Source organism: Methylobacterium sp. BTF04 (assembly GCF_010692745.1).
Classification (GTDB): domain Bacteria; phylum Pseudomonadota; class Alphaproteobacteria; order Rhizobiales; family Beijerinckiaceae; genus Methylobacterium.
Genome location: NZ_JAAHTB010000002.1, coordinates 238874 through 252295 on the forward strand (window position 1 = coordinate 238874; position 13422 = coordinate 252295).

At 66.4% G+C, this 13422-nt stretch carries 14 protein-coding genes; 6 read left to right on the top strand and 8 right to left on the bottom strand.

Annotated elements, in window-relative coordinates; translation table 11 throughout:
• Nucleotides 1-63: 63 nt before the first annotated feature.
• The 4 genes from G3T14_RS02585 to ubiE form a co-directional block, all read right to left on the bottom strand.
• A complete protein-coding gene (locus G3T14_RS02585; protein WP_163639700.1) occupies nucleotides 64-342 on the bottom strand; it encodes a type II toxin-antitoxin system RelE/ParE family toxin in 279 nt (92 codons plus the stop codon).
• The gene (locus G3T14_RS02590; protein ID WP_163639702.1) at nucleotides 339-566 is read right to left on the bottom strand and encodes a hypothetical protein; all 228 of its coding nucleotides are present in this window, start codon (nucleotides 564-566) and stop codon (nucleotides 339-341) included. Before G3T14_RS02590 ends, G3T14_RS02585 begins: the two co-directional genes overlap by 4 nt.
• Before the next feature lie 118 nt (nucleotides 567-684).
• A complete protein-coding gene (ubiB, locus tag G3T14_RS02595; RefSeq protein WP_163639704.1) occupies nucleotides 685-2247 on the bottom strand; it encodes a 2-polyprenylphenol 6-hydroxylase in 1563 nt (520 codons plus the stop codon).
• A gap of 16 nt (nucleotides 2248-2263) precedes the next feature.
• Complete coding sequence (gene ubiE / locus G3T14_RS02600; RefSeq protein WP_163639706.1) at nucleotides 2264-3049, bottom strand: bifunctional demethylmenaquinone methyltransferase/2-methoxy-6-polyprenyl-1,4-benzoquinol methylase UbiE; 786 nt, start codon at nucleotides 3047-3049, stop codon at nucleotides 2264-2266.
• Between the two features lie 97 nt (nucleotides 3050-3146).
• On the opposite strand from ubiE, the gene mutM reads away from it, so the two are divergent.
• Together mutM and G3T14_RS02610 are read left to right on the top strand one after the other, a co-directional pair.
• Nucleotides 3147-4058: a bifunctional DNA-formamidopyrimidine glycosylase/DNA-(apurinic or apyrimidinic site) lyase gene (gene mutM / locus G3T14_RS02605; RefSeq protein ID WP_163639708.1), complete on the top strand. Its 912-nt coding sequence runs from the start codon at nucleotides 3147-3149 to the stop codon at nucleotides 4056-4058.
• Nucleotides 4059-4185: 127 nt separating this feature from the next.
• On the top strand, nucleotides 4186-5610 hold the full coding sequence (locus tag G3T14_RS02610; protein WP_204262576.1) for a sensor domain-containing diguanylate cyclase: 1425 nt from the start codon (nucleotides 4186-4188) through the stop codon (nucleotides 5608-5610).
• A 104-nt stretch (nucleotides 5611-5714) separates the two neighbouring features.
• On the opposite strand, the gene G3T14_RS02615 is transcribed toward G3T14_RS02610, so the two are convergent.
• The 3 genes from G3T14_RS02615 to uvrB all read right to left on the bottom strand — a co-directional run bounded on the left by G3T14_RS02615 (nucleotide 5715) and on the right by uvrB (nucleotide 9715).
• Nucleotides 5715-6410, bottom strand: coding sequence for a YidB family protein (locus G3T14_RS02615; protein WP_163639710.1), 696 nt, complete (start codon nucleotides 6408-6410; stop codon nucleotides 5715-5717).
• Between the two features lie 144 nt (nucleotides 6411-6554).
• The gene (locus G3T14_RS02620) at nucleotides 6555-6914 is read right to left on the bottom strand and encodes a hypothetical protein (protein ID WP_163639712.1); all 360 of its coding nucleotides are present in this window, start codon (nucleotides 6912-6914) and stop codon (nucleotides 6555-6557) included.
• 98 nt (nucleotides 6915-7012) lie between these two features.
• Nucleotides 7013-9715, bottom strand: a complete 2703-nt coding sequence (gene uvrB / locus G3T14_RS02625; RefSeq protein ID WP_163639714.1) for an excinuclease ABC subunit UvrB — start codon at nucleotides 9713-9715, stop codon at nucleotides 7013-7015.
• A gap of 81 nt (nucleotides 9716-9796) precedes the next feature.
• On the opposite strand from uvrB, the gene G3T14_RS02630 reads away from it, so the two are divergent.
• Nucleotides 9797-10312, top strand: coding sequence for a VOC family protein (locus G3T14_RS02630; RefSeq protein ID WP_163639715.1), 516 nt, complete (start codon nucleotides 9797-9799; stop codon nucleotides 10310-10312).
• Between the two features lie 153 nt (nucleotides 10313-10465).
• Here the strand turns inward: G3T14_RS02630 and G3T14_RS02635 are convergent, their stop codons facing one another.
• Nucleotides 10466-10642, bottom strand: coding sequence for a hypothetical protein (locus G3T14_RS02635; protein WP_163639717.1), 177 nt, complete (start codon nucleotides 10640-10642; stop codon nucleotides 10466-10468).
• Here G3T14_RS02635 and G3T14_RS02640 point away from each other — a divergent pair.
• The 3 genes from G3T14_RS02640 to G3T14_RS02650 all read left to right on the top strand — a co-directional run bounded on the left by G3T14_RS02640 (nucleotide 10632) and on the right by G3T14_RS02650 (nucleotide 13233).
• Entirely contained in the window at nucleotides 10632-11333 is a 702-nt protein-coding gene (locus G3T14_RS02640; protein WP_163639719.1) for an SGNH/GDSL hydrolase family protein, read from the top strand. The genes G3T14_RS02635 and G3T14_RS02640 overlap by 11 nt on opposite strands.
• A gap of 204 nt (nucleotides 11334-11537) precedes the next feature.
• Nucleotides 11538-12596, top strand: coding sequence for an SDR family oxidoreductase (locus tag G3T14_RS02645; protein ID WP_163639721.1), 1059 nt, complete (start codon nucleotides 11538-11540; stop codon nucleotides 12594-12596).
• Between the two features lie 97 nt (nucleotides 12597-12693).
• A complete protein-coding gene (locus G3T14_RS02650) occupies nucleotides 12694-13233 on the top strand; it encodes an ankyrin repeat domain-containing protein (RefSeq protein WP_163639723.1) in 540 nt (179 codons plus the stop codon).
• The last annotated feature ends 189 nt before the right edge of the window (nucleotides 13234-13422 follow it).

Consider the following 13422-nt stretch of genomic DNA (forward strand, 5'->3'; position numbering starts at 1 on the left):
ATCCCGAGGCGTGGGCGATGCATGAGGCAGATAGGACAACTATCTTTCCCGCCCGACGTCACATCAGGCGACTGGCGGCCGGGCGGCGTGGCGGAACCGCAGCACGATGATCTCGCGCGCGTTTGCGCGATAATCCACCAGATATGGATAGGTGTTGAGGGGTATGCGTCGGATGCCAACCTTGCTGGTTGCCCGGCCAGCCTGCGGATAGGCCTGCAACAGGACGATCACGGTGAGGATGCGCTGCTGCAATCCACGCGCGGCCTGGGGTGATTCCGCCGCGAGATAATCGAGAGCCGCTTCGATCTGGCGGGCAGCCGTGAGCGTATAGCGGACCGTCACAGGTCATGCTTGCCCCAGATGGCGCGCATCTGCGCCTCCGAAGCGAACGCCCCACGTGCCACTTCATCCTCGGACGCTTCGAGGTCGGCCTGCTCGTCGGGGGTCAACTGGATTACCGGCTGGGCATTGCCGGTGTAGCTCAAGACCATACGCGCAATGTCGTCCTGCACGTCCGCAGGAAGGCTGCGAGCGATTGCCACGGCCTGTTCGAGAAGGTCTGTCATCGACGTTCTTCCGCTCGTGATCCGCGCAATTCAAGAAAGACCCCTCTGCAGGCTCCTTCACCGAACGCTACGCTCTCCGATTCCCCAGCGATGATCCGGCCTGAAACGAAAACCGTTCTCAAGCCGACCGGAAGGCCATCACCAGCGCACCGACGGCGATCGCCCACAACGCCGCCGTCGACCAGATCGCGCGGCGGCGCTCGAATCGGGCGCTTCCTTCCAATCGACTGGCATCGCCGGTGCCCGATTCGTCGAGGCGCACCAGGATGCGGCGCAGACGCTGGGCGAGATCCGGAATGTCGGAGATCACGTCGGTGATCGTGAGGGCAGCCCGCCCCACGCCCTCGATTCGCCCGATCGGGCCGAGGTTGCGCGCGATCCAGCCCCGGACCACCGGCTCGGCGCCAGTCCACATGTCGAGCTGCGGATCGAGGGAGCGGGCGACGCCCTCCACCACCACCATGGTCTTCTGCAGCATCACCAGCTCGGTGCGCGTGCGCATGTCGAACAGGGCTGTGATGTCGAACAGCAAGGTCAGCACCTTGGCCATCGAGATCTCGTCGGCCTTGCGCTGGTGGATCGGCTCGCCGATCGCCCGGATCGCCTGCGCGAAATCGTCCACCGAATGGTGGGCCGGCACGTAGCCGGCCTCGAAATGCACCTGCGCCACCCGGCGGTAGTCGCGCAGGATGAAGCCCAACAGGATCTCGGCGAGGAAGCGGCGCTCCATCAGCCCGAGCCGGCCCATGATGCCGAAATCCACCGCGACCAGAGTGCCGGTGGGATCGACGAACAGGTTTCCGGGATGCATGTCGGCATGGAAGAAACCGTCGCGGATGGCGTGGCGCAGGAAGGACTGGATCACGGCCAGCCCCAACGCCTTCGGGTCGTGCCCGGCGGCCACGATCGCCGCGCGGTCGTTGAGGCGAATGCCATCGATCCACTCGCTCGACAGCACGTCGCGGGCGGTGAGTTCCCAATCGGGCTTGGGCACCCGGAAGTCGGCATCGTCCTTGGTGTTCTGGGCGAGTTCGGACATCGCCGCCGCTTCGAGCCGGAAATCCATCTCCATCATTACCGAGCGGGCGAGAATTTCCACCACCTCGCGTGGGCGCAGGCGCTCGGCCTTGGGCGAGAGCGTGTGGACCACGCGGGCCATGAACCGCATGACCTGAAGGTCGCGCTGGAAGCGCTCGCGCACGCCCGGCCGCATGATCTTGACGGCGAGCACCCGCTCGGTGCCATCGGCGTCGATGATATGCGCCTTGTGGACCTGGGCGATGGAGGCCGCTGCGATCGGCTCGCTGAACGAGACGAACAGCGTCTGCACCGACTTGCCGAACGCCGCCTCGACCACGCGGAGCGCCTGAGCTTGCGGGAAGGGCGGAACCCGGTCCTGCAGGGTCTCGAGGTCGCGCGCCGCGCTCATGCCGACGATGTCGGGGCGGGTTGCCAGGAACTGACCGAACTTGACGTAGGACGGCCCGAGCCGGGTCAGCGCCCGCTGCAGCGGCCCGGCGCCGGAGCCGAGACCCGGCCGCTCCAGCATCCGCCCGAGCTTGAGCGCAAAGCGCAGGTGCGTCGGCAGTTCGTAGGGATCGACGAAGGAAAGGCCGCCCTCACGGGCAAGCACGAAGCCGACGCGAGCGCCGCGAAGCAGATGAACGATCGAGCCCAGCATCAGGCGGTCCGAATCCTCACGAGACCTTCCAACCGGAATGGATCGCGACGATGCCGCCGGACAGCGGCCGGTGGCTGACGTGGCGAAAGCCCGCGGCCTCGATCATCCCGGCAAACCGGCCGGGGGAGGGGAACTTGCGGATCGATTCCACCAAGTAGCGGTAGGATTCCGCATCACCCGCCACCTTGGAGCCGAGAAGCGGGATCACATGGAAGGAATAGGCGTCGTAGATCTTGTCGAGAACCGGCAGATCGACCCGCGAGAATTCGAGGCAGAGGAAGCGCCCCCCCGGCTTGAGAACCCGGCGCGCTTCGGCGAGCGCGTGCTCGATACGCGGCACGTTCCGGATGCCGAAGGCGATGGTGTAGGCGTCGAAGGATTCCGAGGGCAGCGGCAGCGATTCGGCATTGGCGGTGACGAAATCGATGCGCCCGGCGAAGCGCTCGCCCGCCCGTTCGGCGCCGACCCGCAGCATCGCCTCGTTGATGTCGAGCACGGTGACGTGGGTGGCCGCGCCGCCGGCCTCAAGGGCGCGAAAGGCGATGTCGCCGGTGCCGCCGGCGACATCGAGGTGACGGAAGGGGCGGTTCTGCGGCGGCCGCAGCATCCCGATCAGATGCGACTTCCAGGCCCGGTGAAGACCACCCGACATCAGGTCGTTCATCAGGTCGTAGCGCTTGGCCACGGAGCGGAACACGTCGTCGACGCGCCCCTGCTTCTCACCGAGCGCGACCTGTTCGAACCCGAAATGCGTGCTCGCGTCCCGTAGGGACTCGTGTGCGGAACCGTCGACCGAACTCATGGACCACCCTCTCAGCGCTGCGTCATAGCGAAACGCGGCGCAGATCGCCATGTGTCGCAACACCCTGTTGCAACACGCCTCACATCACAGAAATCCCATGCCCGAACTGCCCGAGGTCGAGACCGTTCGCCGTGGCCTCGCGCCGGCCCTGGTGGGCGCCCGTTTCTCGCGGGTGACGCTGCGGCGTCCCAACCTCCGGTTTCCCTTTCCCGAGGGGTTCGTGGAGCGCCTAGAAGGGCGGACAGTCACGGATCTCAGCCGCCGCGCTAAGTACCTCGTCGCCGGTCTCGATTCGAACGAAACCCTGATCCTGCACCTCGGTATGAGCGGACGTTTCGACGTGTCCCTTCCGGATGGCACCAATTTGTCCCCGGGGGATTTCTACCTCGACGGGGCGCTCGGGACGCCCAAGCACGACCATGTGGTGATGGCAATGTCGAGCGGCGCCACCGTCACCTACAACGACGCGCGTCGGTTCGGCTTCATGGATCTCGTGCCCACGGTATCGCTGGCGACCTGCCGGCATTTCGCCGCCATGGGGATCGAGCCCCTGAGCGAGGCGCTGGACGGGCACGCCGTCGCGCGACTGTTTTTGAACAAGATCACGCCGCTCAAGGCGGCACTCCTCGACCAGCGCCTGATCGCGGGGCTCGGCAACATCTATGTCTGCGAGGCCCTTCACCGGGCCGGCCTCCACCCGGAGACGCCGGCGGGGCACTTGGCGAAGGCGGACGGCGGGCCGACGCCGAAAGCCCGAATCCTGGCGAAGGTGATCCGCCAAGTCCTCGAAGAAGCCGTCGCCGCCGGAGGCTCGACCTTACGCGACTACGCTCATACGGACGGTAGCTCCGGCGCGTTCCAACACGCGTTCCGGGTCTACGACCGGGTCGGCGAGCCCTGCCGGGCGAAAGGCTGTGCCGGCGCCGTCACGCGCATCGTCCAATCGGGACGCTCGACGTTCTACTGCGCAACCTGCCAAACGCGTCCCGCGAAGTCGCTGACGCGATGAACGACCGGATCGTCAGCATTCGGAAAACCGTCTATCTTCACACTCACCCGACGAAAAGCTCATATCCGTGAGCACCATGCGGAACAGCAGGAACCAATTTTCCAAGCACGATCGATTTGGAGCCAGCATGTATCCAGTCCCGAGCAATGAGTCGGAGCGACTAGCCGGTCTACAGGGCCTCGCCATCCTTGGGACCCGACCCGAATTACGATTCGACGCAATCTGCCGAACGGCGTGCGTCTTGTTCGGGCTGCCGATGGCGACGGTGACGCTGATCGACGCTGATCGGCAGTGGTTCAAGGCGAAGCGCGGCGTCGTCTCCGATGGCAGCCCGCGCGAAGGCGCCTTCTGTACCTACACCATCCTCTCCGATGCGGTCTTCGTGATCGAGGACGCGCGGACGGATCCGCGCTTCTGCGACAGTCCGCTCGTCACTGGCCCACCGCATATCCGGTTCTATGCCGGTGCGCCGCTGATCATCGAGCCGGGTATCCGGGTCGGCACCGTCTGCGTGATGGGCACCCAGGCACGCCATTTCTCGTCCGACGAGAAGGCGCAATTGGCAGATCTCGCGGCGGTGGTCACCGCCCTGCTCGACCTGCATCGCGCCGAGGCGCGCCTGCGCGAAAGCGAGGCGCATTATCGCCTGCTCGCCGAGAATACCTCGGACATGATCGTCCGATCGGGCCTGGACAGCACCCGCACCTACGTCTCACCGGCAGCCCTGACCCTGCTCGGCTATGAGGCCGGGGAGCTCGTGGGCACGCAGCCGATCGACCAGATCCACCCCGACGACGCGGACGCCTACGCCCGTGTGCTCGCCGATCTGCGCGAGGCACGTCTGGAAACGGCCGTGGCGCGGCAGCGCTATCGGCGCAAGGACGGTTCGTGGGTCTGGGTCGAGGTGACCTTCACCATCACGCGCGATCCGGCGACTGGTTCTCCCACGGGCTATGTCGCCGCCGTGCGGGACATTTCCGATCGCAAGGCGGCGGAACGCAAGATCGCGCATATGGCGCGGCACGACGACCTGACCGATCTGCCTAACCGAACCTTGTTTCGCGAGCGGCTGACCCAGGAAATTGCGGCGAGCGGGCGCCGATCCAGCGGCTTTGCGATCCTCAGTCTCGATCTCGACCGGTTCAAGGAGGTCAATGACAGCCTCGGGCATCAAGCCGGCGACGCTCTCCTGCGCACCATCGCAGAGCGGCTGAAGGCGGTGGTGCGCGCGGAGGACACGGTCGCCAGAATCGGTGGCGACGAGTTCACGATCATCCAGACGGGATCGAACCAGCCGGAAAGCGGCCACGCCCTGGCGCGGCGCCTGATCGATGCGGTGGGAAAGCCCGTCGATCTCGCCGGGCGCCAAGTTGATGTCGGGGTCAGCATCGGCATCACTCTGGCGCCGCAGGACGGTGCCGATGCGGAGGAGCTATGCCGTCAGGCCGATCTCGCTTTGTATCGCGCCAAGGTCGAGGGACGAAACACCTACCGTTTCCATGAGCCGGGGATGCGCTTCGCGGGCGCTCCGATCACAGAGCCGTATCGCTGAACCGGATTTGACGGACGGGCGGCTGATTTACCGGCCTCGATCATTCGCAAGGAAGAGAGCATGGATTTTCGAACAAATCGGTGGGTGACGGCCGAAGCCGGTCTTCACCACCCACGCGATTCGTCGCCGTTCGGACGACGGCCCTGTGGCGTGAGGCGGTCGATGACCTGCGGCAAAGCCTGGGCGAGTTGGGAGAGGAGGTCGTTGCGATCCAGGCCCGTGCGTTGCTGGAGCGCATTGATGGTCTCGGGACCGAGTGCATCGGCGAGCTGAGTAGGCTGGACCGGACGGTTCTGGCCGTGCCCGATCCACGACTCCATCATATCGCCGAGCCCGCCGCGCTGAAACCGGTCGATCAGCCCATCGAGGCCGCCCTGACCAACGCCGGATTCGTGATTGGGTTGAGCCTGCGAGCCTGCACCGGTGTCACCGCCATTCGGGCGATCTCCGGGGCCGTCGAGCATGCCGGACAGGTCGCCGAATTCGCCGCCGCCCTGGCTGCCGCGATCGGTCGTCGCCGGCGCTCCGCCACGGTCCTGACCGAAACCGCCGATATCGCCGTCATCGGGCCCGCGCCGCTCCTGCTGATGCTCCTGCGGTCCAGCGTGGCCACCACCGAGGATGTCGCCGTGGCCGCCGGCACCCTTCGACATCAGAAGCATCAGCAGCGCCTGCACGATGGGCAGCATCGCTCCACCGAGCGCACCGCCGCTGGAGGGAGCACCGCTCTGCTCGCGCCCATGCCCGCCTCCCAGTACCTGCCCGAGCACTCCGCCAATGACCTGATCGAGCAGACCCATGATCGTTTCTCCGGTTTCGTGGCCGCGCCAGGGTGGCGGCCCGAGATGTGGACGCCGGTTCTCGGCGGAAGTCGATATACGCATAGAACGCCGGCACTTCGGGCCGGGTGCCCCACCCGGTGGGAGGGCGATACGGCCAGTCGCCTATTCGCCGCGGCCGCCGGTTCCGGCGCGGTCCCTGGCGGGCAGGTGATCGAGGGGATTGGTGTAGCTCGACTTCTTCCGGTCCGACGAGACCACCGACGTCGAGCTCTTGATGGCGCTCGGCGGCGCGACCGTACCGGCGGATTGATCGGCGGCCCTGGCGCCGTCACGCGTCGGCACGGTGGCGGGCGTCGGCTGGTCGTTGGGATTGGCCATCGACTGGGCGTTCGCCGAGCGCTCACCGAGGGGCCCGACGAGGACGGCGAAGGCCGCCGATACGGCCAATCCACCGAGGAACAGGCCAGTCACAGCAGAGCCGGCCCGCGGCCGGAGGGTACGGGGAGACAGGCGCGAGGACATGAGGAAAACTCCGGCGGCAGCGGCAGGCATCGGCCCCCACGGGAGCCATCTGCCGAACAAAGCCTGCTGAGAGCCTCGGGTTCCGCGGTGCGCACCCTTCAGTCGCGTTTACGCCCGCCCCCGCCCTTGAATTTCGGCTTCTGCCCACCAAGCCCCTGTGTCGAGCGGGCCTTGGGCCGCTCCTGCCATTGCGGTGGCGCGGCGCCCACCGGCAATTCGCGGTCGGTGCCGGGGCCCATATTGTCGAGGGTCGGCTTCGAGATTCGGCTCTGCTTCGAGCCGTAACGTCCGGCCTCGCGTTCGATATCGGCCTGGCGTGCCATCGGGTCGTCGGAGACGAGGAGTTCGGTGGCCTGGAGGCGCTTAAGCTCGTCGCGCAGGCGCGCAGCCTCCTCGAAATCCAGATCCGCGGCTGCGGTTCGCATGCGCTTTTCGAGATCGGCCATCACGGCCTTGAAGTTGTGGCCGATGGTGGCGGCGTTCCGGGCCAGTCCCGTATCGACCTGAACGTGATCGCCCTCGTAGACGCTGCCGAGGATGTCGCTGATGCCGCGCTTCACGCTCTGGGGCGTGATGCCGTGCTCGGTGTTGTAGGCGACCTGCTTGTTACGGCGGCGCTCGGTCTCCGCCATCGCCCGCTCCATCGAGCCGGTGATATTATCGGCGTAGAGGATACAGCGGGCGTCGGCGTTGCGCGCCGCGCGGCCGATGGTCTGCACCAGGGAGGTCTCGGACCGCAGGAACCCTTCCTTGTCGGCATCCAAAATCGCCACCAGCGCGCATTCCGGGATGTCGAGGCCCTCGCGCAGAAGATTGATGCCGATCAGCACGTCGAACGCCCCGAGACGAAGGTCGCGGATGATCTCGATGCGCTCCAGAGTGTCGATGTCGGAGTGCATGTAGCGCACCCGGACATTGTTCTCGTGCAGGTACTCGGTGAGATCCTCGGCCATCCGCTTGGTCAGCGTCGTCACCAGGGTGCGGTAGCCGGCCAACGCGACCTCGCGGACCTCGCCCAAAAGATCGTCGACCTGGGAGCGAGCAGGGCGGATTTCGATTACCGGATCGACAAGGCCGGTGGGGCGGATGACCTGCTCGGCGAAGACGCCGCCGGTCTGCTCCATCTCCCACTTGGCGGGGGTCGCCGAGACGTGGATCGACTGGGGCCGCATCGCATCCCATTCCTCGAACCGCAATGGGCGGTTGTCGAGGCAGGACGGCAGGCGGAAGCCGTATTCGGCGAGGGTCGCCTTGCGGCGAAAGTCGCCCTTGTACATGCCGCCGATCTGCGGAACCGTGACGTGGCTCTCGTCGGTGAACACCAGGGCGTTGTCGGGCAGGTACTCGAACAGGGTCGGCGGCGGCTCACCGGGCTTTCGCCCGGTCAGATACCGCGAATAGTTCTCGATGCCGTTGCAGGCGCCGGTAGCTTCGATCATCTCGATGTCGAAGGTGCAGCGTTGCTCGATGCGCTGGGCCTCGATCAATCGCCCCATCTTGGTGAGCTCGTCAACCCGCAGCTTCAGCTCGGTCTTGATGCCCTTGACCGCTTGCTGAAGGGTCGGGCGCGGCGTGACGTAATGGCTGTTGGCGTAGACCTTCACGAACTTGAGGTCGTTGATGGTCTTCCCGGTCAGCGGATCGAACTCGGTGATTTTCTCGATTTCGTCACCGAACAGGCCGATGCGCCAGCCGCGATCCTCCAAGTGGGCCGGCCAGAGTTCGATCACGTCGCCACGCACCCGGAAGGTGCCGCGGGCGAAGTCCGACTGGATGCGCTTGTACTGCAGCGCCACCAGATCGGCGACGAGTTGGCGCTGCTCGATGCGCTCGTTCAGCGACACCGTGAACGACATGGCGGTGTAGGTTTCCACCGAGCCGATGCCGTAGATGCACGAGACCGAGGCGACGATGATCACGTCATCGCGCTCCAGCAGCGCACGGGTGGCGGAGTGGCGCATCCGGTCGATCTGCTCGTTGATCGAGGATTCCTTCTCGATGAAGGTATCCGAGCGCGGCACGTAGGCTTCGGGCTGGTAATAGTCGTAATACGAAACGAAGTACTCCACCGCGTTGTCGGGGAAGAAGCTCTTGAACTCGCCATAGAGCTGCGCCGCGAGGGTCTTGTTCGGCGCCAGGATCAGGGCCGGGCGCTGCGTCGCCTCGATGATCTTGGCCATCGTGAAGGTCTTGCCCGAGCCGGTGACGCCGAGGAGCACCTGATCGCGCTCCGCCTTGTTCACGCCGCTCACCAGTTCGGCGATGGCGCGGGGCTGGTCGCCCGCCGGCTCGAATTCGGATTTCAGCGTGAAAGCGAGGCCGCCCTCCGACTTCTTGGGCCGGTCCGGCCGGTGCGGCGCCCAAGTCTGGCCGTCCCTGAACAGTGGGTTGCCCTCGGTGAGCAACCGCGACAGGGCGTCCACCGTGGCCGAGACGCCGTCGGTAGCGATGGAGGTCTGGTCGTCTTCGGCGTTGCCCGCCGGCACGGGGCCATCCTCCGGACCGCGCAGCCCGAGCGCCTGCGCCAAGCGCGGATCGAGTTTGGCCGCGTCGTCGGAATGGACGAAGCTGGATTGCGCCGCTTCGCCAAACCCTTTGGGCTGCGGCGCCGCCTTCTTGGGGCGTCCCGGCCGGGCCGGTACGGCCGGCGGCGTGTTCTCGACGACGGGCAGCCGGTTCCGGTTCAGCGCGGGGCTGAGCAGCGCGGCCAAGTGCTCGTCCAAAGGCTGCAATTCGGGCTTCGACGCCTTGGAACTGGAAGCCTTGACGGTCGATGTACGGGGATTTTTGGGGGCGGCCATCGTTGGAATATGGTCCGTTCGACGACAACCGGAAAGGGCGTAGGGTGCGCTCTATCGAGACCCGCGTGGAGCGCCCATCGCATGACGGACCCGGTGACACAGCCTCCCGGCGCATCGGCGACCGCCATCGACCCCGGCACCCGCATCGGCCACGTCCATCTGAAGGTGGCAGAGATCGACCGGGCCTTGGACTTCTACTGCGGTGTTCTCGGATTCGCAGTGATGCAACGCTTCGGCACGCAGGCCGCGTTCATCTCGGCGGGGGGCTATCATCACCATATCGGGCTCAACACCTGGGACAGCGCCGGGGGCCGGCCGCCGGCGCCGGGGACGACGGGCCTGTTCCACCTCGCGATCCTGTATCCGACGCGCGCGGCACTGGCCGACGCGTTGCGCCGGCTCGATGCCGCCGGCATCGCCCTCGACGGCGCGAGCGACCACGGGGTGAGCCAGGCTCTCTATCTGCGCGATCCCGACCAGAACGGCGTCGAATTGTACTGGGACCGCCCTCCGGCGGAATGGCCGCACGCCGCCGCCGGCACTCTCGCCATGGTCAACCAACCCCTGGATCTCGAAGCCCTGCGTGGGGTGGTTTAGTCATCGATGTCATAGTCGGAACGGGGCGGCGTCATCCTGGACGTCCTCGTGTCGACGAAACCGGTAAGTCGGAACAGGGCCGCCCTCGACGACGGCGACTGGGGTCGGGGCGCCGCGACCCTGAGGCTATGAGCGCGGGAGCGGTCGCGGCTCTTAATGGTCGGCGCAGCGGTTCACTGGCCCCAGGAAGCCGGCAGCGAGGCGCGTCCCGCATCGGGTCGATTCGACCCCATACCCGATGTTTGGCGCGAGGGTGCGGATGAGCAGTTCTCGCGACAACCCGAGGCGGTCCCGGTCCGAGAGATGGACGCGCAGGGGCGTGCTGGCCATCGCCATCGGGATCGGTGCCGTGGCGTTCAGCGCCGAGGATCAAGGCGAGCGCAACAGGCTTGTCGCCGAGGCGCACCTCGCCCGACGCCTGCCGGTGATCCGCGCGGAACTCGACGCGGCAGAGCCGGGATTCGTGTTGCTGGCGGGCAATTCGCACGCGGAGATCCTCGGAAACGCCCTGGCGCGACGGCTGCCCGTGGTCAACGGCGGAATCGGGGGAGCCTCGGCACGACGCTACGCCACGCAGCTCGACGCGTTGCCCTTCCGGGCTCGCGCTGGGGTCGCGATGCTGTTCCTCGGCACAAACGACATTCTGCGCACTGCCGCGCCGCTGTCGAAGGGCACCCTCGGAGGGTTCGAGGCGGCCGTGACGCGCATCCTGGCGTGGCTGCGGACCAATGCGGATGTCGTGTTGGTTGCTGCCGTGCCGCCGATCGGCCCGGAGGCGCAAAGAGAGCGTGATCCGGCGGCAGTGGCCGCTTACACGGCGGTCCTCCGCAGCGTGTGCGAGCGAAATGGCTGCCGGTTGTTCGATCCGTTCGCGGGCCTGCGGGACGGCGAGACCGGGCTGACCACACAGGCGCTGCCTCAGGACGGGGTGCACGTGCGCGACTATGATGCGGTCGCCCGCGATCTCGCGACTTTGTTGCGCGGCATCGGCGTCGCCGACCGCAAGCGGCTGCCGGACTGATGCCAGCGGTGGGCCGAGCCCTGCGATGGACCTCCCGACCCGATCGCTATTCGTCCTCTGAACGCATGCTGTGACGTCCGCTCCTGAAGGCGAGGCTCAGCCCACTCTGCGTTTAGAGCATGGCTCAGGTGCGCTAGCGAACGGCGCGGCGCCGGATGCGTTGATGGCCGACCGCCCGTTCACACGTCTCGGAGTTCCAGCATCATGACAGGTACGGCTCTCATCGCCGGCGCGAGCGGCATCGTCGGCAACAATCTCGCCCGTCATCTCGTGAAGGCTGGGTGGGCGGTGCACGGTCTCGCACGCCGGCCGGTGGCCATCGACGGCGTGACGCCGGTGGTGGCCGATCTCACCGATCCGGCGTCCCTGCACACGGCTTTGGCGCAGGTGCGCCCGACGCACGTGTTCATCACCACCTGGATGCGGCAGGCGACGGAGGCCGAGAATTGCCGGGTCAACGGCGCCATGGTCCGCAACCTCCTCGGTGCACTCGACCATGCGCCCCTCGCGCATGTGGCGTTGGTCACGGGGCTGAAGCACTATCTCGGCCCGTTTGAGGCCTACGGCCAAGGGGTGCTTCCGCAGACCCCATTCCGCGAGGACCAGGGACGCCTGGACGTGGAGAACTTCTACTACGTGCAGGAGGATGAGGTGTTCGCGGCCGCAGAGCGGCGCGGCTTTTCCTGGAGCGTACACCGCCCGCACACCATCGTCGGCTATGCGCTGGGCAATGCCATGAACATGGGCGTGACGCTGGCCGTCTATGCCTCGCTCTGCCGCGAGACCGGACGTCCTTTCCTGTTTCCCGGTTCGCCGCAGCAATGGCACGGCCTCACCGACGTCACCGACGCGCGTCTGCTCGCGCGCCATCTCGCCTGGGCGTCCACCACCCCGGCCGCGGCGAACACCGCCTTCAACGTGGTCGACGGCGACGTCTTTCGCTGGTCGTGGATGTGGGCGCGTGTCGCCGAATGGTTCGGATTGTCTCCCGCCCCATACCCCGAACGGCCGACGCCCCTGGAGCGGCAGATGGCCGAGGATGCCCCGCTGTGGCGGGACATTGCGAGCCGCGAACGCCTGATCGAACCCGATCTCGACCGCCTCGTCTCGCCCTGGCACACGGATGCCGACCTTGGGCGCCCGATCGAGGTAGTGACCGACATGAGCCGTAGCCGGCGGCTCGGCTTCCTCGACTATCAGCCAAGCAATGACAGCTTTTGCGATCTGTTTGCGCGTCTCCGCGCCGAAAAAGTCATTCCCTGATCATCACTTTCCCTGATCATCACTTTTTCGAAGCTTGACTGGAATCGGCCGAGTTGAGCCATAGCTTGATTTAGATCAGCCGCCCGGACGAACCACCATGCCTGACCATGTCGACAAGCCCGTGCTGGACGACGAGACCCTCGCCTTCGCCGGCCGGGTCTTCCAATACGCGCGTCTGGGGCATGCCGACGAGTTGGCGGAGTTGTTCGGCCAGGGGCTGCCTGCCAATCTCCGCAACGACAAGGGCGACAGCCTGCTGATGCTGGCGGCTTACAACGCGCAGCCAGAAACTACGCGGGTCATCCTCGAAAACGGCGGCGACCCGGAACTCGCCAACGATCGTGGACAAACGCCCCTGGCGGGAGCCGCTTTCAAGGGCGAGATCGAGATCGCCCGCCTGCTGCTGGCCCACGGCGCAGCTGTCGACGGGACCGGCGACGGCACCCGCACCGCGCTGATGACGGCGGCGATGTTCAACCGCACAGAGATGGTCGAACTGTTGCTGGACCATGGGGCCGATCCGGACAAGCGCGACGGAGCCGGCCAGAGTGCTGCCGAGATGGCGCAGGCCATGGGCGCCACGGACACGCCGTGCCAGCTCGCGAAAGCCAAGCGCCCAGCTACCAAAGCCTTATGAGCCGCTTGCGTCCGGGCGATCGTCGCGCCGGGCATTCGACCTGATGACTAAAAAAGTGAGGGCGACGCCATGAACCGTTCGTATGCGTCGCGCGTGCACATGCTTCTTCGACGCAGATCGCCATCCATAGCCGTTGGACTTGCTTCGGTTTAGTGGAGAGCGGTTTGGGTAGCGCTGCGTTTCTCGAAC